Below are 22411 nucleotides of genomic sequence, written 5' to 3'. Positions count from 1 at the left end.
ATGGCAACGCACAACCCCCTTGCCGCAAGCAGCCTTCCCGATGAGCGCGGGCGGATCACCATCGCTATCCTCGCGCTCGGCGGCGAAGGCGGCGGCGTGCTGGCCGACTGGATCGTCACCATGGCCGAGGAGCAGGGCTATGTCGCCCAGGGCACATCGGTGCCCGGCGTCGCACAGCGCACCGGATCGACCATCTATTATGTCGAAATGGTGCCCCGCAACGCACCCGGCCAGAACCGGCCCGAACCCGTGCTGGCGCAAATGCCCGTGCCGGGTGATGTCGATATCGTCATCGCATCCGAACTGATGGAAGCAGGCCGCGCCATCCTTCGCGGGTTCGTCAGCGAGGACCGGACGACACTGATCGGCTCGACCCATCGCGTCTATGCCATTTCCGAAAAATCGATGCTCGGCGATGGCCGCGCCGCCAGCCAGCGCATTCTGGACGCTGCAGAACGGCGGGCGAAGCGCTTCATCGGGTTCGACATGGCCCAGGCCGCAGGCGAGGCTGGCAGCGTGATCAGCGCGATCATGCTCGGCGCGCTGGCAGGCAGCCAGGCATTGCCTTTCCCTCGCGAAGCATTCGAGGCCACCATCCGTCGCGGCGGCAAGGCAGTGCCGAGCAACCTTGCAGGCTTTGCCCTGGGCGAGAGCCAAGCCCAGGGCCTCGCCGCCAGCGCCCCGGAAATACAGCCTGCAAGCGGACCGACCACGGCCGCAGGCCGCGCGCTGCATCAGCGCATCACGGATCGCCTGCCGGCGCCCGCCCATGCGATGGCGCTGGAAGGGGTGCGCCGGCTGATGGACTATCAGGACCGTGCGCTGGCCGAACTCTATCTGGACCGGCTCGAGACGATGGCCGCCCTGGACGATGCGGAGCATGGATGGACGCTGACCAGCGAGACCGCCCGGCATCTTGCCCTGTGGATGGCGTATGAGGACATCATCCGCGTCGCCGATCTGAAGGTGCGCGCCACGCGCGTGGCCCGTGTCGAGCAGGAGATACGGCCCGGCAGCGCCGATATCTACAGCGTCACTGAATATATGCATCCACGGCTGCAGGAACTGTGCGAGATCATGCCGACAGCGCTGGGCAGGCGCGTGCTGGCCAGTCCCGGCCTGCAACGCCGCCTTTCACCGCTGTTCCGCCGTGGCCGGCTGGTCGAGACGACCAGATTGCGCTGGTTCGTGCTGTTGCGCGCGCTCGCAGGAATGCGGCGCTTCCGGCGATCGACGCTACGATGGGGGCATGAGCAGCAACGGATTGCTGACTGGCTGGCGCTGGCGATCGAGGTGGCCCGCACCGACCTGGCCGCCGCGACCGAAATCATCCGCTGCCAAGGCGTGCTCAAGGGCTATTCGGACACCTGGGAGCGCAGTTGCACCAATTTCGCGACCCTGATGGAAGCCGCGCGTTCGCTCGCCGGAAAGCCTGGCGCCGCGCAGCGTATTGCCGAACTGCGCGAAGCAGCCCTGGCCGATGAAAAGGGTGACGCGCTGGCCTGCGCGGTTAAGGCGGTGGCCTGACGGCGCGCCTGCGCGCTATTCCACCGTCACCGATTTGGCGAGATTGCGCGGCTGATCGACATCGGTGCCCTTGGCAACCGCGACATGATAGGCGAGCAGCTGGACCGGCACGGCATAGACCAGCGGTGCGATCAGCGGGTGGACCTGCGGCATCTCGATCGTCGCGAGGCACCCCTCGCCCGCTTCGGCGAGGCCCTCGGTATCCGAGATCAGCACCACCTTGCCGCCGCGTGCACGCACCTCCTGCATGTTGCTTACCGTCTTCTCGAACAGCGGACCTGAGGGTGCGATGACGATGATGGGCACCGCCTCGTCGATCAGCGCGATGGGGCCGTGCTTCATCTCGCCGGCGGCATAGCCTTCGGCATGAATATAGCTGATTTCCTTGAGCTTGAGCGCGCCTTCCAGCGCCAGGGCATAATCGGGGCCGCGACCCAGATAGAGCACGTCGCGCGCCTGGGCGATGGTATGCGCCATCGCCTCGATCTCGGCATCGTGCGCCAGCGCGGCATTGATGGCGGCCGGAGCCTCGATCAGGTGACGGACGATTTCGGCCTCTTCCGACGCATCGAGCCGCCCCTTGGCGCGGGCGAGATTGACCGCGAGCGCAGCCATCACCGCGAGCTGGCAGGTGAATGCCTTGGTCGAGGCGACCCCGATCTCCGGCCCGGCATGGGTGGGTAGCAGCAGATCGACCTCGCGCGCCATCGAGCTGGTGGGCACGTTGATGATCCCGGCGGTGGTCACCCCGCCCGCCTTCATATGGCGCAGCGCGGCGAGCGTGTCCGCCGTCTCGCCCGATTGCGAGACGACCACGCCCAGCATGTTCGGCGTCAGCACGGGGTCGCGATAGCGGAACTCGGAGGCCACATCGACCTCGACCGGCACCCGCGCCAGCTGCTCGATCCAGTATTTGCCGATCAGCCCGACATAGGAAGCGGTGCCGCAAGCGATGATCGTCACCCGCTCGATCACCGAAAGCGCGAAGTCCATCTGCGGCAGCGCGACCTGCTGCTCGACCGAGCGGATATAGCTTTGCAACGTCTGCGCCACGACCACCGGCTGCTCGAAGATTTCCTTCTGCATGAAGTGCCGGTGATTGCCCTTGTCGATCAGCGCGCCGGTGACGCCCGACAGCGTGATTTCGCGCGTCACAGGCTGGTTGTCGGCATCATAGACCTGCGCGCCTTCGCGGGTCAGCACCACCCAGTCGCCCTCTTCCAGATAGGCTATGCGCTGGGTCAGCGGCGCGAGCGCCAGCGCATCCGAGCCGAGATAGGTCTCATCGTCGCCATAGCCCAGCACCAGCGGCGAACCCAGCCGCGCACCGATCAGCAGATCAGGATGCTGGCGAAAGGCAATGGCGAGCGCGAACGCGCCGCGCAGCTGCGGGAGGACGGCTTTCACCGCGTCCTCGGGGCTGTCCCCGGCCTCGATCCGCTCACTGACCAGATGCGCGACCACCTCGCTGTCGGTCTCGCTCTCGAACCGGCGGCCGCGTGCGATCAGCGCGTCACGAAGCGTCTTGAAATTCTCGATGATGCCGTTGTGGACCAGCGCGACTTCGGCCGTGGCATGCGGGTGGGCATTAGCGGTGGTCGGGGCGCCGTGCGTCGCCCAGCGGGTGTGCGCGATGCCGACATGGCCAGGCGCGGGATCACGCGCCAACACCTCGGTCAGGTTGCGCAGCTTGCCTTCTGCGCGGCGGCGGACCAGCTGGCCGTCGTGCACGGTGCAGACCCCGGCCGAGTCATAGCCGCGATATTCCATTCGCTTCAGCCCATCGACCAGATCGCCCACGACATCGCGACGGGCGAGAATTCCAACGATACCGCACATTTACGGGGGGCCTTTCAAAGCAGATAGGGAACGCGGATGCCCGGCATCTCTGCCGGAAAATCCTTGGTATTTCGTGTAATCAGGATCGCCCCGTTCACCTGCGCGGTGGCCAGGATATAGGCGTCCATCAGCTTCATCCTGGTGCGAAAGCGGATATCGGCTGCGGCCGAGGCGATGCGCTGGTCGATTTCGACCACGTCGAACGGCGACAGAAGGTGACGAACGGTATCGCGCTTTTCCAGCGGTTCGCCAGCAAGCACTTCGGTCCAGACGATCCTGCTGATCCGGTGATGGCGATAACGCGACAGCTCCGAAATGGCTGGCGCTCGGTCCTTCAACCAGTCGATCAGGATGTTCGTGTCGAAAAAGGGATCGGACACGGATCAGATATCATCGTAGCTGCGGCGGTCCTCGCGCATGGCGCGCTGATATTCGACGGCGTCCCCGATATCATCGCGATCCTTCCAATAGCCCGCACCGCGCTGAATCCAGCTGCGGTCGTCGCCGTTCTGGACCAGATACAGCTTCACGGCTTCGCGAATGGTTGCGGCCCGCGATGTGTTGCTCTTCGCCGCGATGGCATCGAGCTTCTCGATATCTTCATCCGGGATTTCGGTCAGTATGCGCATGATGTCATCATCCTGAGTGGCGATGATATACTGATATCATATCATGATATCATGTCAAGTTCGAGTGCGTCTCACTTCCCCTCGCGCTTCTTCTTGCGCATTGCGTCGTGGAATCGGTCGGCCCAACCGGGCTTGACCAGCTGCTCGGCGCGCACCAGGCGGAGTTCGCCATCGGCGACATCGCGTGACACCGCGCTGCCTGCTGCCACGATCGCGTCCCGGCCGATCCTCACCGGGGCAATCAGCGCGCTGTTCGATCCGATAAAGGCGTTGTCTCCGATGACCGTCTGGTATTTGAAATAGCCGTCATAATTGCAGGTAATCGTGCCCGCGCCGATATTGGCGTTTGCCCCGACCGTGGCATCGCCCAGATAGGTCAGGTGGTTGGCCTTGGCCCCCGGCCCCAGCACTGCCTTTTTCATCTCGACGAAATTGCCGACCTTGGCGCCTTCCTTCATTTCAGCACCGGGCCGCAGCCGCGCGAACGGCCCGACCGAACAGCCGCTTGCGATCGTGGCGCCCTCGACATGACTGAACGCATGGATGACCACATTGTCGGCGATGGTGACGCCGGGACCGAAAACGACATTGGGCTCGATCACCACATCGCGGCCGACCACCGTGTCATGCGCAAACCACACCGTTTCCGGCGCGACCAACGTCGCGCCATCGGCCATGGCCTGCGCCCGGCGGCGCTGTTGCCAGATATGTTCGGCCTCGGCGAGTTCGGCGCGGCTGTTGATGCCGATCAGTTCGTCGGCATCCGTTTCCACGACCACGGCCTTGTCGCCATCGGCCAGGGCCAGCATGATGATGTCCGGCAGATAATATTCGCCCGCCGCATTGTCGTTGCCGACGCGCTCGAGCAGCGGCCACAGATCGGCGGTGCGAACGGCGGTCACGCCCGAATTGCACAGCCTGACGGCACGTTCGGCCTCGCTGGCATCCTTGTATTCGACCATCTTTGCGATCGAGCCGGCGGCGTCGGCGATGATCCGGCCATAGGCCTTGGCATCATCAGGCACGAAACCCAGCACCGAGACACGCGGCGCGTCTTCAGCCATCAGCCGGTCGCGCAGTCGTGCGATGGTGTCGGGCTTCAGGAACGGCGTATCGCCAAAGCACACGATCGCGATGCCGTCGAACCCGGCCAGCGCATCCCTGGCCTGCAGGGCAGCATGCGCCGTCCCGAGCTGTTCCGCCTGGTGCGCGATTGTCACGCCGCGCGGCGCTACCGAGGCCTCCACCTGTTCGCGACGCGCTCCTGCCACGACCACCTGGCGTGCGGCCCCCGCCGCCTCCAGGCTGCCCAGCAGATGATGCAGCATGGGCAGGCCCGCCACCGGATGGAGCACCTTGTGCAGTTCCGATTTCATGCGCGTGCCCTGGCCCGCTGCCAGAATGATTGCTGCCAGCGGCTGCTCAGCCATTTCGTAACGTTCTCCGCGTTTCCCAAAGCAGATCGTAAACACCATTGGCACGAACTGCTTGCATCCGCCACCTTTTTCGGGCGATGCCTTGGTTCATGACAGGCTTTCCCTACCAAATCATTGGCTTCGATCTTGATGGCACGCTGCTCGACACCAGCCCGGAACTGACCGCCTCGGTCAACCATACGCTGGGCCTGGCGGGCCTGCCGCCGCTGACCCAGGAAGAGATCAAGCCCATGGTGGGCCTTGGCGCCAAGCACATGCTGCAGGTCGGCCTGGAACGCGCCGGGAACACCGATCCGCAGGCACTGCGCGAGTACCTCCCGATCCTGCTTGACCATTATGGCGACAATCTGGGAAGCGGCTCGCCGCCCTATCCGGGCCTGCTCGATGCGATGGCGCGCTTCGACTCGATGGGCGTGAAACTCGCCATCGTCACCAACAAGTACGAGCGGTTCGCCATCAAGCTGCTCACCGAGGTGGGGCTGATCGACCGGTTCGCCTGCGTCATCGGCGGCGACACCATGGGCAAGGGCAAGTCCAAGCCGGATCGCGCGCCGATCGACGAGATGATCCGCCGCTGCGGCGGCCAACCGGGGACGACGCCGGCGGCGTTCATCGGCGACAGCATCTATGACGTGATGGCCGCGCACAATGCCGGCATCCCGTGCGTCGCCGTGAGCTTCGGGTTCCTGCACCAGCCGGTAGACGAACTCGGTGCCGATGCGATCATCGACCATTATGACGAGTTCATCCCCACGCTGGAACGGATTGCGGCGAAGTAGGCCACAGGGGATTTGATAGTTCCCGTGTGTCCCGAGCGAAGTCGAGGGACGTAATCGCAACCGTTCGGACATGGGTCCCTCGACTTCGCTCGGGACAAGCGGAGATTTTTGCCTACTCGCGGAGGCGCAGTCTACCCCCGATGCCCCTTGCGCCACTTTGTCCACAAATGGCGCGCCAGCATTGCAGGCGGCATGCGCAGCAGGTGCGATCGGATATAGAAACCCTGGCGCGTCAGCTTGCGCGTCTTGCGGCCCCAGCCGTCGATGGCCGTGATACGGCGCAGGTACAGGGCATCGCTCACAGCCGGACGGATCGGCCAGATGGCGGGCGTACCGAACAGGCGATAGCACAGCCGCAACGCCCGCTCGACAGGCTCGCCCAGCCCGTGCAGTGCCGCCCGCTCCGCCAGCCTGTCGGGAAAGCCAGCATCTTCGGCGACGAACTGCCGCACCAGCCGGTCGATGTCCCACAGGTTGCGCATGCCGCCTGACAGGTCGCCATCAGCGATCAGATGCGCCGCAGCGTGACAGATCATGTCCGCAGGCGACAGGACATGCAGGCCCGACGGCAGTGCCCGTGCATCGGCGATCAGGGCAGCAGCGTCGGGCTTCGGCCGAGCCGTCAGAGGCAGGATCGTGTGGTGCACGTCGATCATGCGGTCGCGCTCGGCATGGATCATCGGCGGCAGCTCGTGCATCCATTGTCGGTAATAGGCGTCGTCATAGGGATCGGGCTTCACCCATTCCCAGCCTGCCTTCAGCAGCAGCGCCTCGACCTGATCGAGCCCCTCGCGTGCGACCAGTATATCCAGATCGCCGATCGATCGCCCCTGCGCCGCGTCCAGTCCTGCTGCAGCAAAGGCCGTGCCCTTGAGCAGAACGACCTTGCCAGCATAGTCCGCGAGAGCCAACCGCGCGCATTCTGCCTCCCACAAGGCCTGGCGCAGGCCTGTCTGATTGGAAAGGCGCACATCCGCCAGAACGCGGGCTGCAGGATATGGAACGGGCCGATCGGCCATCAGCTCGGCCAGGGTCCCGATAAGCGATGCAGCGCGCGCCGCAGACAGCAATTGCGTCCATGCGCCTGCATCCAGCCTGGTTACCGATGCAGGATCGGTCAGTGCGCGTGCAACCGACCAGCCGTCGATCATGCCGCTGCGGCCCTGTCTCCTGCGCCGGCACCCGTTTCGGACCAGAGCCGCTCGACCAGTTCGGCGCCCTCGTCGCCTGTGGCATAGTCGATCGCGCAGGCCGGAACCGATCGGACAAAGCCGGTCAACGCATCAAAGCCGCGCTCGCCCAGCGCGACGTAATTGGTCGACGCCTGGGTCAGCCGGACAAAGCTCTCCGCCTCGTCCATGCGCCGCACTGCGCGCGGAAAGCCGAAGCGCGGAAAAAGCAACAGGCCGGGCCGGGTTTCGCGTGCCATCTGCTCGATCCATTCGGTGCGCGGACGCAAATGGCGGATCGTCCCCTTGGGCGTGTCGCGAAGCACCGGGCCGAACCGGGAATCGTCGTCGATTTCGTGCTCCATGGCGGCAACCGCAGCATTCTTGAGACTGATCGGGCGCGGAAAGGGCGCAATGTTGCCGGTTTCCGGGTCCAGCAGCACAAACTCGTCGCCCAGAAAGCGCCAGCCGCGCTCGGCAAGCAATGCCGAAAGCGTCGATTTGCCCGCACCCGAGACCCCGGTCATCACGACCGCGCGGCCCTGGCGCGACACGGCGCTGGCATGCAGCAGCAGGTGCCGCCGCCAGCCCAGCGCCATTTGCAGGTTCATCGCCATTTCGGCCGCGAGCAGACCATGGTGCAGCGGCAAGGGCACTGCATCAGGCAATGTGAAATCGCCCGCGATGGCCACCTGAGGCCGGACGAACCGTCTGAGTGCAGACGTCGCCTGCAGCCGCACGGTGAAATCGGGGACCACCTCGTCCATCGGGTAATCGCTGTAGAGCGCACGCAGTTGATCGATCGGCGCGCGCCAGTCACTGCCGATGCGGAATCGGGCCGGACCAACAGTGAGGAAACAGGCGTGGCGCATGGGTCGCGCCATATCGGCTGCGGGCTTGCGGACAAAATGGAAACAGAGGCTTGGCGAACCCGAAGATGCAGTTTTACATCGCGATGATGCAAGCGTGTCACGCCTGCCCGTGCATCCGGACCAGTCCCAATGCGGCGAGCTCGCAAAGCCGTTCGCAAACCACCCGTTCCGGCGCCTCGTCGGGGCTGTCGGCAAGCAGCTCGAATCGATCCGACATGCCCGAAACGATCTCGGCGGAAGTCGCAAAGCGGCCCGGCGCCAGACGCATCAACGCATCGAGCAGATCGGGAAGAGGTTCGGCCAGCAGATGCGTGATCCCCGATGGCGCGTGATAGGCCGCTTCCAGCCCGCCCAGCGTGACGCGCTTGAGCGCATGGCCAGGCAGGGCGGCGAAGGCAGGCTCTGCCATGCCGGTCGGCCCGCGATCAGCGGCGCGGCATCTGCAGCGAGGCGTAGCAGGTAAAGCCGCTCTGTCCGTTCTGCAGCTTGCGGATATAGTTGAGATAGGCCTGCGATTGTTCGCGCGTGGTGCCGGGAAGATTGCGTCCCTGCAGCGCCTGACGCACCTCTTCGCCGGTAAAGTCGCGTGGCGATGGCGGGAAGGCGCCCGGGGTGTCGGGTGCCACCAGCTTGCCGGCCGGATCGATATACATGCCCTTGCCGCGCTCCGGCACCGGGATCTGGCAGTTGAGCACGGAGCCGGCCGTCTGGGCCAGCGCCGGACGGATGCTTACAACCGCTGATGTTGCCACGGCACCGATCAGCAGCGTGCGACGAGCGGCATTGGCAGGAGTATCGATCGGCCGCGAATCATCGGTGGTGCCACCGTCCATGTTGCTGTCGTCAGCGTTCATTGTTGCATGTCCCTGGCGCGCGCATCTGCTGGCGCTGCTGTCCCACAAACTGACTAAAGAACCTTCAACCCGGCAAGGCAAGCCATTTGATCGTCTGTCCTGCTGCGGGACAGGCGGCAAGGCACCCGTAAAACTGCGCAAGCCCGGCGATGACAGATAGCGTGTCCCGGCCAAGGCTGGTATAGCCCGGCGACAATGGGACAGGCCAGCGGATCGGGACTGAATGGCGGTCGTTTTCTCCTTGCAACCGCCGTGCTCGGCGCAGGGGTAGCGATCAGCCAGTTCGGCACAAACGGCATCGAGCAGGCGATGATCTGCTTTGCCGCAGGCATCGTCGCGATCGTGATCATGGCGGACCTGTCGAGCCCGGCCAAGCACAATCCCCAGGCTGCTGCCCCCATTCGCGAGCCCGAGATCAAGCCGATCAGCCAGCACCGCGATTTCACCAGTTTCATCGATGGCCTGGCCGATCCCGTGCTGGTGCTGACCGGAACCAATGTCCGCCGCGCCAACAGCGCCGCGCGCAAGCTGCTCGGTGAATATTGCGTGGGCGAGGATATCCGTCTGGTCATCCGCCACCCGGCTGCCGCCGACCTGCTGGCCGACCCTGCCACCGCGCATGAAGGCCCGATCCAGCTCGTCGGCATCGGCAGCCGCGACCAGCGCTGGGAAATGCTGGTGCGCGACATGCCCGGCGGCGAGCGCATCCTGCACCTCTGGGACCGATCGGGGGTCTATGCGGTAGAGCGGATGCGCACCGATTTCGTCGCCAATGCCAGCCACGAGCTGCGCACCCCGCTCGCCTCGATCAAGGGCTTTATCGAGACGCTCGAGGACAAGGAGGCAGGCGACGATCCCGAGATTCGCGCGCGCTTCCTGAATGTGATGTTCCGCGAAGCCAACCGCATGCAGAAGCTGATCGACGACCTCATCTCGCTGTCGCGGATCGAGGCCGAAAAGTTCCGCGTACCCGACACGCCGGTCGACCTGCCCGAACTGATGCGCGAGGTGCAATCGGTACTGCGCCAGAGCCAGCCGGAACGCGGCGCGGACATCGTGGTCGATATCGGGCCGGACCTGCCGCCCTTGCGCGGCGACCGGGCCCAGCTGTCGCAGCTGCTGCACAATCTGGTATCGAACAGCATGAAATACGGCCAGGCGGGCACGCCAGTCACGATGCGGCTGCGCACCTCACGCAATGGCGCGCTGCTCAGGCTCTCGGTCAGCGATTGCGGCGAGGGCATTGCGCCGGAACATCTGCCGAGGCTCACCGAGCGCTTCTATCGGGTCGATTCGAGCCGCAGCCGCGCGATCGGAGGCACTGGGCTTGGCCTGTCGATTGTCAAGCACATCGTCGAGCGGCACCGCGGGCGGCTGGAAATCGACAGCGAAGTGCACAAGGGCACGACGATCACCATCACCCTGCCAGCCGATCCGCGTGGTCCCCAGGGCGATGCCGCCGCACCCGCTGGCGAGCCCGCGCTGCCCGCCTGACCGCCAGCCGGCCAGTGCGCCAGGGGCGATGTCATAAAATCGTCACCTGATTGTCATCTTCGGGCAACCGCCCCTGCCTAACGGCCTCAACCAAGGGGGCCGACCACGGACATGCAGCGCGCCAAGCGATTCTTTCCCGTCCACTGCCACCGCCATCTTGGCCGGACATGCGGCTGCAGTTTTCGCCCAGAGAGGGGTTGAAGTGTTGATCAGGAAGCTTGCCTATGCCTGCCTTCCAGCGCTTTTGCTGGCGGGTTGCCAGGACCCGGCATCCACGAACGAGGGCAGCAGCCGCAGCGAGATCCGCATTGTCGGATCGTCCACGGTCTTCCCCTTTGCCAAGAAAGTGGCGGAAGAATTCGTCAATTTCGACCCTGAGCGGCGCTCGCCCATTCTCGAATCCACCGGCACGGGCGGCGGCGTGGAACTGTTCTGCGCAGGCGTCGGGGCAAATACGCCCGATATCGTCAATGCGTCGCGCCGGATGAAGAAGAGCGAGTTCGAACGCTGTCAGGCCAACGGCGTCGATGGCATCATCGAGATCGTGATCGGTTTTGACGGCATCGCGCTGGCCCAGGCCAAGAACGGCCCGAGGATCACCCTCACGGTCGAGGAATTCTACTCGGCCCTCGCTGCACAGCCGTTCGGCAAGGGGCCCAACAAGGCCATCCGCTGGCCCGATATCAACCCGGCTCTGCCCGATACGCGCATCAACATCTTCGGCCCGCCCGCGACCTCCGGCACGCGCGATGCGCTGGAAGAGATCATCATGGAAAAGGGCTGCAAGGCTGATCCGGCGATCAAGGCGCTATCGGACAGCAACAAGGAAAAGTTCGAGGACATCTGCCACTCGATCCGCACCGACCAGGCCTATACCGATACCGGCGAAAACGATAACCTGATCGTGCAGAAGCTCTCGACCAATCCCGATGCTGTCGGCATCTTCAGCTACAGCTATCTGGCCGACAATGCCGATACCGTCCGTGGCGTGCCGATCGGCGGGGTGGAGCCCAGCTATGCGACCATCGAGAGCGGCGAATATCCCGGCGCGCGTACGCTGTATTTCTATGTGAAGAAAAAGCATGTCGATGTGATCCCGGGTCTGCGCGAATATGTTGCGGAGTTTCTGCGCGGCGGCGAACACGAAGGATATCTCACCCGCATCGGCCTGATTGCCGCGCCCGAAAAGGTGCGCGCCGAGATGCTCGGCCGCATCAAGTCGCTCACCGTGCTCGATGGCACGGAACTGAAATAAGCCCGCCATGACCACGACAGCCATCTTCTTTCTGATTGCGGGCCTGGGCCTCATCACCTGGGTGTTCGCCCGTGCGCGTGCTGGCCGGTTCATCCAGTCGGGCGTCGCAAGCGTCCATTCGCTGCCCAGCTATCATGGCTGGTATGCCGCGATGTGGGCCGTTGTTCCTGCTGTCCTGTTCCTGCTGGTATGGAGCACCGTCGCGCCAGCCCTGGGCAGCTACCAGGTGCTGGAAAGCCCGCTGGCAGCGCAGCTGCCGACCGATGCATTCGAACGCGCCGCGATCCTGTCCGAGGCACGCGCGCTGTCACGCAACCCGGACCTGAAGGTATTCAACGACGCCGCAGTGCAGCTTGCGCCGCTCTATTCGGCAGCGGACAGCCGTTATGCGATGATCGGCGCTCTGGCCGCATTCCTGCTCTGCTTTGCCGGTGGCGCCTTTGCCTTCACCCGGATCCGTCCTGATTTTCGCGCCCGTACCCAGGTTGAACGTACCGTTATGCTGGGCCTGCTGCTCGCCTCGCTGATCGCCATTCTGGCAACGCTGGGCATCGTTGCCTCACTGATCTTCGAGACGGTCCGCTTCTTCAACCTCGTCTCCCCGTTCGAGTTCCTTTTCGGCCTGCAATGGAACCCGTCGGACAAGATTGTCGACGGTCAGGCCACTGGCTTTGGCGCGGTGCCGCTGTTCTGGGGCACGGTCTTCATTGGCGCGATCATCGCGATGCTGGTGGCCATCCCGCTCGGGCTGATGAGCGCGGTGTACCTGACCCAATATGCCAGCGCCAATGTCCGCAAGTGGATGAAGCCGATTCTCGAGATTCTCGCGGGCGTGCCGACCGTGGTCTATGGCTATTTTGCCGCACTGACCGTCGCGCCTGCGCTGCGCAGCTTTGCGGTCTCGATCGGCATTACCGACGCTTCCTCGGAATCGGCGCTCGCCGCTGGCCTCGTGATGGGCGTCATGATCATACCGTTCGTGTCCTCGATGGCCGATGACAGCATCGCGGCGGTCCCGGGCAGCATGCGCGACGGGTCGCTCGCCATGGGCGCGACCAAGAGCGAGACGATCAAGCAGGTGCTCATCCCTGCTGCTCTTCCCGGCGTGGTCGGCGGCGTTCTGCTGGCGGTCAGCCGTGCGATCGGCGAGACGATGATCGTAGTGATGGCCGCTGGCCTGGCCGCGAACCTCACCGCCAACCCGTTTGCCAGCGTGACAACCGTCACCACCCAGATCGTGCAACTGCTGACCGGCGATACCGATTTCAACAGCCCGATGACGCTTGCCGCCTTTGCCCTGGGCCTGACTCTGTTCGTCGTGACCCTGCTGCTCAACATCGTCGCGCTGCAGATCGTCAAGAAATATCGGGAAGCGTATGACTGAGGCCGCCATCATGTCCGCAAGCAACCCGCCCGCCGCCACGGCCAGCCGCAAGACCGACTGGATGGGCGATGCCATGCAGAGGCGCATCGCGCGCCGCTATGCTGCCGAACGCCGGTTCAAGTTCTTCGGGCTGGCCGCGGTTGCGATTTCCTCGCTGTTCCTGGCGTTCCTGCTGGTCGTGATGGTCGGCAATGGCGCCAAGGGCTTCATCACCACCGAGGCGACGCTGACCGTCGATCTTCCCGCCGCGACCGGCAGCATCTCGCCCGATCAGCTGACCGGCCCGCGCCTGTCGGCGACCATGGCGTCCATCGACGTGCGCCGCATCTTCGACCAGGCGGTGCAGGCGCAATATGGCAAGGACGGCGCACGCTATTTCGCCACGACCGCCTGGACCGCACTGCGCGACCAGCTGATCGACAATCCCAATCTGGTCATGGGCAAGACCCGCTTCTGGCTGCCCACGTCGAGCGATATCGACCGGGCCGCCAAGGACCGGTCGACGCCTGAGGCCGAAGCCGATTATGCCGTGCTGACGCAAAAGGGCGATGTCCGCCAGAGCTTCAACATGCAGTTCCTGACTGGCTCCGACGGCACCGATCCTGCGCGGGTCGGCATCTGGGGCGCGCTCAAGGGATCGCTGATCACCATGGTCGTGACCCTGTTCCTCGCCTTTCCCGTCGGCGTTCTGGCTGCGGTCTATCTCGAGGAATATGCGCCCAAGAACCGCTTTACCGATCTGATCGAGGTTTCGATCAACAATCTGGCAGCGGTGCCTTCGATCATCTTCGGCCTGCTCGGTCTTGCGGTATTCCTGCAGTTCCTGTCGATGCCGCGATCGGCAGCCCTGGTCGGCGGTCTGACGCTCGCGCTGATGACCATGCCCGTCATCGTGATCGCCGCACGCAATGCCATCAAGGCCGTGCCGCCCTCGATCCGCGAAGCGGCGATGGGCGTCGGCGCAAGCCCTGTCCAGGTCGTGTTCCACCATGTCCTGCCGCTCGCCATTCCCGGCATCATGACCGGCACGATCATCGGTATGGCGCGCGCGCTGGGTGAGACCGCACCACTGCTGATGATCGGCATGCGCGCCTTCACCACCACGCCACCCGATGGCCTGACCGATCCCGCCACCGTGCTGCCGGTACAGATCTTCCTGTGGTCGGACGAGGTCAATCGCGGGTTCGTGGAGAAGACCTCCGCCGCGATCATCGTCCTGCTCGTCTTCCTTCTCTCCATGAACGCGATTGCCGTCTATCTGCGCAACCGCTTCGAAACGCGATGGTAACCCGATCCATGCTCGACAACACGGCCACCACCTCCACGAAATCCAAGATGTCCGCGCGCGACGTCAAGGTCTTCTATGGCGAGAAACAGGCGATCAAGGGTGTGTCTATCGATATCGACATGGACAATGTCGTCGCCTTCATCGGCCCTTCGGGTTGCGGCAAATCGACCTTCCTGCGCACGCTCAACCGGATGAACGACACCATCCCGATCGCGCGGGTGGAAGGCGACATCACGCTGGATGGCGAGAATATCTATTCGAGCAGCATGGACGTGGTGCAGTTGCGCGCTCGCGTCGGAATGGTTTTCCAGAAGCCCAACCCCTTCCCCAAGTCGATATACGACAATGTCGCCTATGGCCCGCGCATCCATGGCCTGGCCCCCAACAAGGCGGAGCTCGACCAGATCGTCGAGAACTCGCTGGTCCGCGCAGGCCTTTGGAACGAGGTCAAGGACCGGCTGCAGGACAGCGGCACCGCGCTGTCCGGCGGCCAGCAGCAGCGCCTGTGCATCGCGCGCGCCATTGCGGTCGACCCTGAGGTGATCCTGATGGACGAGCCGTGCTCGGCGCTCGACCCGATCGCCACCGCCAAGATCGAGGAACTGATCCATGAACTGCGCGGCCGCTATGCCATCGTCATCGTCACGCACAACATGCAGCAGGCCGCTCGCGTCTCGCAGAAGACCGCGTTCTTCCACCTGGGCACCATGGTGGAATATGGCGACACTTCGGATATCTTCACCAATCCGCGCGAGGAACGGACGCGCGACTATATTACTGGCCGTTACGGCTGACGGACACCACATGCTTAAGCGACCCGGTTTGGCGGCAAGGGGATAAGGGCGGCCCCGCCAAGCCAGGCATCGCAAAGATCGGAACAACTTGATGAACCATAGCCTGAACGAACACACCCTGAAGGCCTTTGACGGCGACCTCACTACCCTGCGCGGGCTGATCGCGGAGATCGGCGGACGCGCGGAGAAGGCCGTCGAAGGCGCGATGACCGCGCTGGGCACCAACGATCACGATCTGGCCCGCCAGGTCGTCGAGGGCGACAAGCGCATCGATGCGCTGGAAGAGCAGATCGATCGCATGGTCATCCAGACGATCGCACTGCGCGCACCGATGGCCGACGACCTGCGCGAACTCGTCGCCGCGCTCAAGATTTCCGGCGTGGTCGAACGCATCGGCGATTATGCCAAGAACATCGCCAAACGGGTGCTGCTGATCGATTCAGGCCAGGAGATCGACGCCGCCCGGCTGCTCCCCGCCATGGCCGACGCCACCCGCCAGCTGGTCGACGATGCCTTTACCGCCTTTGCGAGGCGCGATGCCGATCTGGCCGTCGCCGTGTGCGCGCAGGACAAGACCGTAGACGATTTCTACAACAGCATCTTCCGCGCGCTGATCGCCCACATGATCGACAATCCCGAACATGTCGGCGCGGGCACGCACCTGATGTTCATCGCCAAGAATCTGGAAAGGATCGGCGATCACGCGACCAATGTCGCCGAGATGGTCTATTTCGCGGTCATGGGCCAGTCGATGAACGAACGCGAGCGCGGCGATGATGCGCTTGCTCCAGACGGCGAATGATCCGGTACTTTTGAAACAGAAGGCACGAAATCGATGACGACCCCGCATCTGCTTCTGGTTGAGGACGACATGGCACTGGCCGAGCTGGTATCGTGGCATTTCGACAAACAGGGCTTTCGTGTCAGCCAGACCGCCGATGGCGAGGAAGCGATGCTGATCGCGCGCGAGGAAAGGCCCGATATCGTGCTGCTCGACTGGATGATCGAAAATCTATCCGGCATCGAGGTCTGCCGCCGTCTGCGCCGCGACAACGACACATCGAACATCCCGATCATCATGATGTCGGCGCGCGGCGAAGAGGAAGACCGGGTCCGCGGGCTCGATATCGGCGCGGATGATTACGTCACCAAGCCCTTCTCCCCGCGCGAGCTGATCGCGCGGGTCAATGCGGTGCTGCGCCGCGTACGCCCAGCCCTCGCAGGCGAAGCGCTGAGCTTTGCCGATATCGAGATGGACACCGTGGGCTACAAGGTGAAGCGCGCCGGGCAGACCATTCCGCTGGGCCCCACCGAGTTCCGGCTCCTGCGCCATTTCCTCGAGCATCCCGGCTGGGTGTTCTCGCGCGAGCGCCTGCTCGACAGCGTCTGGGGGCATGACAGCGATATCGAGATTCGCACCGTGGACGTGCATATCCGCCGCTTGCGCAAGGCGCTCAACGCCAATGGCCAGCCCGATATCATCCGCACCGTGCGCTCTGCCGGCTATGCGCTGGACAGCGAACTGGCCTGATCGCCGTAGCGTCAGCCCTGGTTGACGGACGCGTAAAGTTGCAAGGGCTCCGCTTGGCGCTTGCCAAGCGCATCAACATGGCTAAAACCCGCGCCATTCCGCGTGGCCAAGCCGCGCATTCAGCAAAAGGGATGCTTGTCATGACCATCAGTTTCAAGGACCGCGTTGCCATCGTCACCGGTGCAGGCGGCGGCCTGGGCCGTGCCTATGCGCTTGATCTTGCCGCCCGCGGCGCCAAGGTTGTCGTCAACGATCTGGGCGGGGCCCGCGACGGCACCGGCACCTCGGACGCGGCTGCGCAGGTCGTCGAGGAGATCAAGGCCGCTGGCGGCGAAGCCATGGCCAATGGCGGATCGGTCACCGAATACGAGCAGATGGTCGAAATGGTCGCCAAGGCCAAGGAGGCCTGGGGCGGCGTGCACGTGCTCATCAACAATGCCGGCATCCTGCGCGACAAGAGCTTCGCCAAGATGGACCCTGCCGATTTCGATCTGGTGGTGAAGGTTCATCTGCTGGGATCGGCCAACTGCACCAAGGCCGTGTGGGAAACGATGCGCGAGCAGAATTACGGCCGAATCCTGATGACCGCGTCGTCGACCGGCCTGTACGGCAATTTCGGCCAGGCCAATTATGGCGCGGCCAAGCTGGGCCTCGCCGGCCTCACCAAGACGCTGTACCTGGAAGGTGCAAAGAACAACATCAAGGTCAACACCCTGGCGCCGGTTGCCGGCACCCGCATGACCGAAGACATCTTCCCGCCTGAAGCCTTTGCCCAGTTCAAGCCCGAGAATGTCGTGCCTGCTGCGATCTATCTGGTGTCGGAAGACGCACCGACCAACATGATCATCGGCGCAGGCGCAGGCGCGTTCCACGCGGCCTATGTCACGATGACCCAGGGCGCGGCGCTGCCCGAGGGCGAGCGGACCGCCGAAGGCGTGGCACGCATCTTCGACAAGATCATCGACCGCACCGGCGAAACAGTGCCGCAGTCGGGCAGCGAACAGGCGATGACGATCATGCGCCTGCTGCAGGGCTGATCCGCAGGGTTCGATAGACTTCACCTCGTCACCCCCGCGAAAGCGGGATTCCCGCGTTCGCGGGAATGACGATTGAAATGCGCGAGAGTAACGAGAAAGGGGCGCGGCGAGCGATCGTCGCGCCCCTTTTCGTGCGCGTCTATTCGGCCCAGTCGCTGCGCGGGATGCCCAGCGCATGCAGCAGCACGGTCCAGTCGCCATGCGCTATATGCGCGTCTGCAGCGGCGATTGCGGCGGGCTTGGCATGATAGGCAATGCCTGAACCCGCCACCTTGAGCATCGGTATGTCGTTTGCGCCATCACCCAGCGCGATGATCTGCGCCGACTCGAGCCCCTGTCCGCCCGCCTGCTCCTGAAGGATCGCCGCCTTGCGCGCGGCGTCGACGATTCCACCTTCCAGCGCACCCGTCATATGGCCATGTTCGATCACCAGCCGGTTGGCATACACGGCATTGAACCCCAGTTCCGCACCGATGACATCGGCAAAGCTGTGAAATCCTCCGGATACCAGCACGCAATCCACCCCGCGCGAGCGAAGGGTCCGCACCAGCCTGCGGGCGCCCGGCATCGGCTGGATGCGATGGCCCAGACAGTCGCCGATCACATGCTCGCTCAGGCCCTTCAGCAGCGCCACGCGCTCGCGCAGGGCCGCCTCGAAATCGAGCTCGCCCTGCATGGCGCGCTCGGTAATCTCGGCCACCTGCGGCTTGACCCCGGCATAGTCGGCGAGCTCGTCGATGCATTCGTTGGCGATCATCGTGCTGTCCATGTCGGATACCAGCAATCTCGCCTCCCGTGCGCCGTCATCCAGCACCAGCACGTCAGCACGGTCCCGCCAGTCCGCGAATGCGGCATCGGCGGCGGCGCGGTTTCCGGCAAAGTGCAATTCGCCAACCTGTCCGGGCTCGACCCATCGGCTTTCCCCGACTACCAGGCCTGCCTGATGCAATCGGTCGGCAGCAGCGTTTAGCTCTCCCGCTGGCAAGGTTTCTGCTGCTATCAGCGTGGCGATGGGCACGAACACTTCCCCCGAGACCGCCGGAGACTCCCGTCCGGCGCTGGCGCTTATTGCCGGACCCACCGCCAGCGGCAAGAGCGGATTGGCGGTGCGCTATGCCCGGTGGCTGGCAGAGCGCGGCCAGCGCGCGGTAATCATCAACGCCGACAGCGCGCAGGTCTATGCCGATCTTGCAGTGCTTTCCGCGCGCCCGACCGAAGACGAGATGGCTGGCATCGAACACCGGCTGTTCGGCTATATCGACGGAGCGGAAGCCTGTTCTGCGGCGCGCTGGGCCGATGATGCCAAGGCGCAGATCGCAGCAGCGCATGCCGCCGGAGCACTCCCCATTCTGGTGGGTGGCACCGGCCTGTACCTGCGTACCCTGCTCGACGGCATTTCGCCCGTGCCCGCCATCGATCCGGCCATCCGCAGCGCGGTGCGGGCGCTGCCTGTTTCTGTTGCCTATGGCGCATTGCAGGCGGAAGATCCGGTCGCTGCCGCCCGGCTCAACGCGGCCGATACGACCCGCGTCGCGCGCGCGCTTGAAGTGGTGCGGTCGACCGGCAAGCCGCTGGGCGAGTGGCATGCGCACAAGCAGGGCGGCATCGGCGAACAGATACGGCTGTGCGCCCTGGTGCTGCTTCCGCCGCGAGAATGGCTGTTCGAGCGGTGCGATCGCAGATTTGCGACGATGCTGGACACCGGCGCCAGGCAGGAGGTGGAAGCGTTGCTGGCGCGGGGGCTGCACCCCGATCTTCCGGTGATGCGCGCCATCGGCGTGCCGGAAATTGCAGGCCTGTTGCGGGGCCAGCTGTCGGCACAGCAAGCCCGTGACGCGGGTCAGCTCGCCACGCGTCAATATGCCAAGCGCCAGTTCACATGGTTCCGGAACCAGCCTCCGGCCAGCTGGAAACGGTATACGGAACCATATAGTGATAACGCGCGATCAGATTTTGATATTTTATTTCGCTTTTAGCTGTTGACACAGCATTTTGTGTCTTTTAGAGCGGCCTCGTCAGGCGTTGCTGCCAGCGCCCCAGTGACACGTCGCATTCAGACCCTGCCCGGCGCGGCCCTTCTGCGCCGGGTTATTTTTTCGCCCTGCGGGGTGATGCGGCACCCCCGGCAGCATATGGTTTTGCAACATCGGCTCGGCTTGTCTAAGCGGGCTGCGGTTTAATGACGAAGTAAGGCTTGCATCATGGCCGAATTGAGCGGCGCGCAGATATTGGTTGAAACGCTGGTTGAACAGGGCGTCGAAGTGATCTTCGGCTATCCTGGCGGGGCGGTGCTGCCGATTTACGACGCGATCTTCGGCCATCCGTCGCTGCGCCATATTCTCGTCCGTCACGAACAGGCCGCCGCGCATGCTGCAGAAGGCTATGCCCGCGCCACCGGCAAGCCGGGTGTCGTACTCGTCACCTCAGGACCCGGCGCGACCAATGCGGTTACCGGCATCACCGATGCGCTGATGGATTCGATCCCGATGGTCGTCATCACCGGCCAGGTCGCGACGACGCTGATCGGCACCGATGCGTTTCAGGAAGCCGATACCATCGGCATCACCCGCCACTGCACCAAGCACAATTATCTGGTGAAGGACCCTGCGCGGCTGGCTTCGACGGTGCGCGAGGCCTTCCATATCGCAACGCAGGGCCGCCCCGGTCCGGTGCTGATCGACATCCCCAAGGACGTCCAGGTCGCCACCGCCGCGCATGACAGCGAGGCCCCTGCCCGCCCGAACATGCGCTATGCGCCGGTCAAGGCGGGCACGGCCTACGATATCGCGACGGCTGCACGGATGATCGCCGAGGCCGAGGCACCGGTCATCTATTCGGGCGGCGGAGTCATCAATGCCGGGCCGGAAGCGAGCAAACTGCTGCGCCAGCTCCAGGCGATGACCGATGCACCGGTGACCTCGACGCTGATGGGCCTGGGAGCCTTTCCGTCCGAGCATCCCGACTGGCTGGGCATGCTGGGGATGCACGGCACCTATGAAGCCAACATGACGATGAACCGCGCGGACCTGATCATCTGTGTCGGCGCGCGGTTCGACGACCGCGTCACCGGCAGGCTCGATGCGTTCGCGCCGAATTCGAAGAAGATTCATATCGATATCGACCGCTCGTCGATCAACAAGACCGTCCGGGTCGATCTCGGCATCGTCGGCGATTGCGCCACCGTGCTGCAGCAGATCATCGACCAGTTGAACGCGATCGGCCATGCCCCGCGCGATTTTTCCGAATGGAAGGCGCGGATCGCGGGATGGCGCACGCGCGAGTGCCTGGCCTATCCTGCCAACAAATCCGAGATCATGCCACAGCTGGCGATCGAGCGGCTCTATGCGCTGACGAAGGACCAGAGCCCGATCATCTCGACCGAGGTCGGCCAGCACCAGATGTGGGCAGCGCAATATTTCCGCTTCGAACAGCCGAACAAATGGCTGACCTCGGGCGGTCTCGGCACCATGGGCTATGGCCTGCCCGCCGCGATCGGCGCGCAGCTCGGCTGCCCGGATGCGCTGTGCATCGACATTGCGGGCGAAGCCTCGATCCAGATGAACATTCAGGAACTGGGCACCGCGACGCAATATCGCCTGCCGGTGAAGATCTTCATCCTCAACAATGAATATATGGGCATGGTGCGCCAGTGGCAGCAGCTGACCTATGAAAGCCGCTATTCGGAAAGCTATTCCGACGCGCTGCCCGATTTCGTTGCGCTCGCCGAGGCCTATGGCTGGAAGGGCATCCGCATTTCGGACGAAAGCGAGCTCGACAGCGGCATCCAGGCGATGATCGATCATCCCGGCCCCGTTATGGTTGATTGCCGCGTCGCCAAGCTCGCCAACTGCCTGCCGATGATCCCATCGGGCGCGGCGCATACCGACATGATCCTCTACGGCGATGAAGTCGCCGGCACGATGGAAGACGAAGCAAAGGCGCTGGTCTGATGCATATCCGTGAAGCCGCGTCCGAGCGGCACGTCCTGACCGTCACGGTCGACAACGAGGCGGGTATCCTCGCCAAGATCGCCGGCATGTTCACCGCCCGCGGCTACAATATCGAAAGCCTCACGGTGGCCGATATCAGCGAGGACCATGCGGTCAGCCGCATTACCATCGTGACGGTGAGCCCGCCTGCGGTGATCGACCAGATCATCGCCCAGCTCGACCGGCTGGTGGCGGTGCACCGCGTCGCGGACCTCACCGAGCTCGGCCCGCATGTCGAGCGCGAGCTGGCGCTGATCAAGGTCGCGGGCGTGGGCGAGCATCGCATCGAGGCGCTGCGGCTGGCGGACATCTTCCGTGCCCGCCCTGTCGATACCAGCACCAACAGCTTCGTCTTCGAGATTTCCGGATCGGTCGAGAAGATCAACCAGTTCATCGCGCTGATGCGCGAGGTCGGGCTGGTCGAAGTCGCCCGCACCGGCGTGGTCGCCATGACCCGGGGGGCCGTGGCGGGGTAGCGAGTTTTTGCAACACATCGTCACCTCCGCGCAGGCGGGGGTCCCGCTTCTGCACTGA

At 64.2% G+C, this 22411-nt stretch carries 22 protein-coding genes; 13 read left to right on the top strand and 9 right to left on the bottom strand.

Translation table 11 applies throughout. The features are described from left to right. Entirely contained in the window at positions 1–1527 is a 1527-nt protein-coding gene (locus C7451_RS11555) for an indolepyruvate oxidoreductase subunit beta family protein (protein WP_110299123.1), read from the top strand. A gap of 15 nt (positions 1528–1542) precedes the next feature. Here the strand turns inward: C7451_RS11555 and glmS are convergent, their stop codons facing one another. The 4 genes from glmS to glmU form a co-directional block, all read right to left on the bottom strand. Continuing rightward, positions 1543–3366: a glutamine--fructose-6-phosphate transaminase (isomerizing) gene (gene glmS, locus C7451_RS11550; RefSeq protein ID WP_110299122.1), complete on the bottom strand. Its 1824-nt coding sequence runs from the start codon at positions 3364–3366 to the stop codon at positions 1543–1545. A gap of 14 nt (positions 3367–3380) precedes the next feature. Beyond that, positions 3381–3746: a type II toxin-antitoxin system VapC family toxin gene (locus tag C7451_RS11545; RefSeq protein WP_110299121.1), complete on the bottom strand. Its 366-nt coding sequence runs from the start codon at positions 3744–3746 to the stop codon at positions 3381–3383. Positions 3747–3749: 3 nt separating this feature from the next. Continuing rightward, positions 3750–3995, bottom strand: a complete 246-nt coding sequence (locus C7451_RS11540; RefSeq protein ID WP_110299120.1) for a ribbon-helix-helix domain-containing protein — start codon at positions 3993–3995, stop codon at positions 3750–3752. Positions 3996–4066: 71 nt separating this feature from the next. Next, entirely contained in the window at positions 4067–5425 is a 1359-nt protein-coding gene (gene glmU, locus C7451_RS11535) for a bifunctional UDP-N-acetylglucosamine diphosphorylase/glucosamine-1-phosphate N-acetyltransferase GlmU (RefSeq protein WP_110299119.1), read from the bottom strand. A 95-nt stretch (positions 5426–5520) separates the two neighbouring features. On the opposite strand from glmU, the gene C7451_RS11530 reads away from it, so the two are divergent. After that, positions 5521–6210 (top strand): HAD hydrolase-like protein, encoded by a 690-nt coding sequence (locus C7451_RS11530; protein WP_110299118.1) that lies wholly within the window; start codon positions 5521–5523, stop codon positions 6208–6210. Positions 6211–6341: 131 nt separating this feature from the next. On the opposite strand, the gene C7451_RS11525 is transcribed toward C7451_RS11530, so the two are convergent. From C7451_RS11525 to C7451_RS11510, 4 genes are all read right to left on the bottom strand, one after another. After that, positions 6342–7361 (bottom strand): nucleotidyltransferase domain-containing protein, encoded by a 1020-nt coding sequence (locus C7451_RS11525; protein WP_110299117.1) that lies wholly within the window; start codon positions 7359–7361, stop codon positions 6342–6344. Next, positions 7358–8251 (bottom strand): HprK-related kinase A, encoded by an 894-nt coding sequence (locus tag C7451_RS11520; RefSeq protein WP_110299116.1) that lies wholly within the window; start codon positions 8249–8251, stop codon positions 7358–7360. The genes C7451_RS11525 and C7451_RS11520 overlap by 4 nt, the downstream gene beginning before the upstream one ends. A 97-nt stretch (positions 8252–8348) precedes the next feature. After that, entirely contained in the window at positions 8349–8660 is a 312-nt protein-coding gene (locus C7451_RS11515; RefSeq protein ID WP_110299115.1) for a hypothetical protein, read from the bottom strand. Between the two features lie 16 nt (positions 8661–8676). Beyond that, positions 8677–9105, bottom strand: a complete 429-nt coding sequence (locus C7451_RS11510) for a hypothetical protein (RefSeq protein ID WP_110299114.1) — start codon at positions 9103–9105, stop codon at positions 8677–8679. 195 nt (positions 9106–9300) lie between these two features. Here C7451_RS11510 and C7451_RS11505 point away from each other — a divergent pair, with 195 nt between their 5' ends. The 8 genes from C7451_RS11505 to C7451_RS11470 all read left to right on the top strand — a co-directional run bounded on the left by C7451_RS11505 (position 9301) and on the right by C7451_RS11470 (position 17888). Further along, complete coding sequence (locus tag C7451_RS11505) at positions 9301–10599, top strand: ATP-binding protein (protein WP_110299113.1); 1299 nt, start codon at positions 9301–9303, stop codon at positions 10597–10599. Between the two features lie 205 nt (positions 10600–10804). Then, positions 10805–11854: a substrate-binding domain-containing protein gene (locus tag C7451_RS11500; RefSeq protein WP_244181832.1), complete on the top strand. Its 1050-nt coding sequence runs from the start codon at positions 10805–10807 to the stop codon at positions 11852–11854. A 7-nt stretch (positions 11855–11861) separates the two neighbouring features. Next, positions 11862–13238, top strand: coding sequence for a phosphate ABC transporter permease subunit PstC (pstC, locus tag C7451_RS11495; RefSeq protein WP_110299111.1), 1377 nt, complete (start codon positions 11862–11864; stop codon positions 13236–13238). 10 nt (positions 13239–13248) lie between these two features. Next, positions 13249–14526, top strand: a complete 1278-nt coding sequence (pstA, locus tag C7451_RS11490; protein WP_244181830.1) for a phosphate ABC transporter permease PstA — start codon at positions 13249–13251, stop codon at positions 14524–14526. 8 nt (positions 14527–14534) lie between these two features. After that, positions 14535–15320 carry a phosphate ABC transporter ATP-binding protein PstB gene (pstB, locus tag C7451_RS11485; protein ID WP_110299109.1) on the top strand — a complete coding sequence of 262 codons (786 nt, stop codon included), beginning with the start codon at positions 14535–14537 and terminating at the stop codon, positions 15318–15320. Positions 15321–15411: 91 nt separating this feature from the next. Further along, the gene (gene phoU / locus C7451_RS11480; protein ID WP_244181828.1) at positions 15412–16122 is read left to right on the top strand and encodes a phosphate signaling complex protein PhoU; all 711 of its coding nucleotides are present in this window, start codon (positions 15412–15414) and stop codon (positions 16120–16122) included. 33 nt (positions 16123–16155) lie between these two features. After that, the gene (gene phoB / locus C7451_RS11475; protein ID WP_023838588.1) at positions 16156–16851 is read left to right on the top strand and encodes a phosphate regulon transcriptional regulator PhoB; all 696 of its coding nucleotides are present in this window, start codon (positions 16156–16158) and stop codon (positions 16849–16851) included. A gap of 140 nt (positions 16852–16991) precedes the next feature. Next, positions 16992–17888: an SDR family oxidoreductase gene (locus tag C7451_RS11470; protein ID WP_110299242.1), complete on the top strand. Its 897-nt coding sequence runs from the start codon at positions 16992–16994 to the stop codon at positions 17886–17888. A gap of 139 nt (positions 17889–18027) precedes the next feature. Here the strand turns inward: C7451_RS11470 and serB are convergent, their stop codons facing one another. Beyond that, complete coding sequence (gene serB, locus C7451_RS11465; protein WP_110299241.1) at positions 18028–18906, bottom strand: phosphoserine phosphatase SerB; 879 nt, start codon at positions 18904–18906, stop codon at positions 18028–18030. Between serB and miaA the strand changes: the two genes are divergently transcribed. The 3 genes from miaA to ilvN all read left to right on the top strand — a co-directional run bounded on the left by miaA (position 18899) and on the right by ilvN (position 22353). Continuing rightward, positions 18899–19864: a tRNA (adenosine(37)-N6)-dimethylallyltransferase MiaA gene (miaA, locus tag C7451_RS11460; RefSeq protein ID WP_110299108.1), complete on the top strand. Its 966-nt coding sequence runs from the start codon at positions 18899–18901 to the stop codon at positions 19862–19864. The genes serB and miaA overlap by 8 nt on opposite strands. A gap of 225 nt (positions 19865–20089) precedes the next feature. Then, a complete protein-coding gene (ilvB, locus tag C7451_RS11455; protein WP_208625203.1) occupies positions 20090–21838 on the top strand; it encodes a biosynthetic-type acetolactate synthase large subunit in 1749 nt (582 codons plus the stop codon). Then, positions 21838–22353 (top strand): acetolactate synthase small subunit, encoded by a 516-nt coding sequence (gene ilvN / locus C7451_RS11450; RefSeq protein ID WP_110299106.1) that lies wholly within the window; start codon positions 21838–21840, stop codon positions 22351–22353. Before ilvB ends, ilvN begins: the two co-directional genes overlap by 1 nt. Positions 22354–22411: the final 58 nt, after the last annotated feature.

Source organism: Blastomonas natatoria (assembly GCF_003201955.1).
GTDB lineage: Bacteria > Pseudomonadota > Alphaproteobacteria > Sphingomonadales > Sphingomonadaceae > Blastomonas > Blastomonas natatoria.
This window is presented reverse-complemented; position numbering and strand designations above follow the sequence as displayed.

What these genes read in the sequence shown, in the direction of transcription:
- phoU (WP_244181828.1), top strand. Translation starts at nt 15,412, where the DNA reads ATGAACCATAGCCTGAACGAACACACCCTGAAGGCCTTTGACGGCGAC.
- C7451_RS11525 (WP_110299117.1), bottom strand. Translation starts at nt 7,361, where the DNA reads ATGATCGACGGCTGGTCGGTTGCACGCGCACTGACCGATCCTGCATCG.
- C7451_RS11520 (WP_110299116.1), bottom strand. Translation starts at nt 8,251, where the DNA reads ATGCGCCACGCCTGTTTCCTCACTGTTGGTCCGGCCCGATTCCGCATC.
- pstB (WP_110299109.1), top strand. Translation starts at nt 14,535, where the DNA reads ATGCTCGACAACACGGCCACCACCTCCACGAAATCCAAGATGTCCGCG.
- C7451_RS11530 (WP_110299118.1), top strand. Translation starts at nt 5,521, where the DNA reads ATGACAGGCTTTCCCTACCAAATCATTGGCTTCGATCTTGATGGCACG.
- C7451_RS11515 (WP_110299115.1), bottom strand. Translation starts at nt 8,660, where the DNA reads ATGGCAGAGCCTGCCTTCGCCGCCCTGCCTGGCCATGCGCTCAAGCGC.
- ilvB (WP_208625203.1), top strand. Translation starts at nt 20,090, where the DNA reads ATGGCCGAATTGAGCGGCGCGCAGATATTGGTTGAAACGCTGGTTGAA.
- C7451_RS11510 (WP_110299114.1), bottom strand. Translation starts at nt 9,105, where the DNA reads ATGAACGCTGACGACAGCAACATGGACGGTGGCACCACCGATGATTCG.
- phoB (WP_023838588.1), top strand. Translation starts at nt 16,156, where the DNA reads ATGACGACCCCGCATCTGCTTCTGGTTGAGGACGACATGGCACTGGCC.
- pstA (WP_244181830.1), top strand. Translation starts at nt 13,249, where the DNA reads ATGTCCGCAAGCAACCCGCCCGCCGCCACGGCCAGCCGCAAGACCGAC.
- C7451_RS11555 (WP_110299123.1), top strand. Translation starts at nt 1, where the DNA reads ATGGCAACGCACAACCCCCTTGCCGCAAGCAGCCTTCCCGATGAGCGC.
- ilvN (WP_110299106.1), top strand. Translation starts at nt 21,838, where the DNA reads ATGCATATCCGTGAAGCCGCGTCCGAGCGGCACGTCCTGACCGTCACG.
- C7451_RS11470 (WP_110299242.1), top strand. Translation starts at nt 16,992, where the DNA reads ATGACCATCAGTTTCAAGGACCGCGTTGCCATCGTCACCGGTGCAGGC.
- glmU (WP_110299119.1), bottom strand. Translation starts at nt 5,425, where the DNA reads ATGGCTGAGCAGCCGCTGGCAGCAATCATTCTGGCAGCGGGCCAGGGC.
- C7451_RS11505 (WP_110299113.1), top strand. Translation starts at nt 9,301, where the DNA reads ATGGGACAGGCCAGCGGATCGGGACTGAATGGCGGTCGTTTTCTCCTT.
- pstC (WP_110299111.1), top strand. Translation starts at nt 11,862, where the DNA reads ATGACCACGACAGCCATCTTCTTTCTGATTGCGGGCCTGGGCCTCATC.
- glmS (WP_110299122.1), bottom strand. Translation starts at nt 3,366, where the DNA reads ATGTGCGGTATCGTTGGAATTCTCGCCCGTCGCGATGTCGTGGGCGAT.
- C7451_RS11540 (WP_110299120.1), bottom strand. Translation starts at nt 3,995, where the DNA reads ATGCGCATACTGACCGAAATCCCGGATGAAGATATCGAGAAGCTCGAT.
- miaA (WP_110299108.1), top strand. Translation starts at nt 18,899, where the DNA reads ATGGGCACGAACACTTCCCCCGAGACCGCCGGAGACTCCCGTCCGGCG.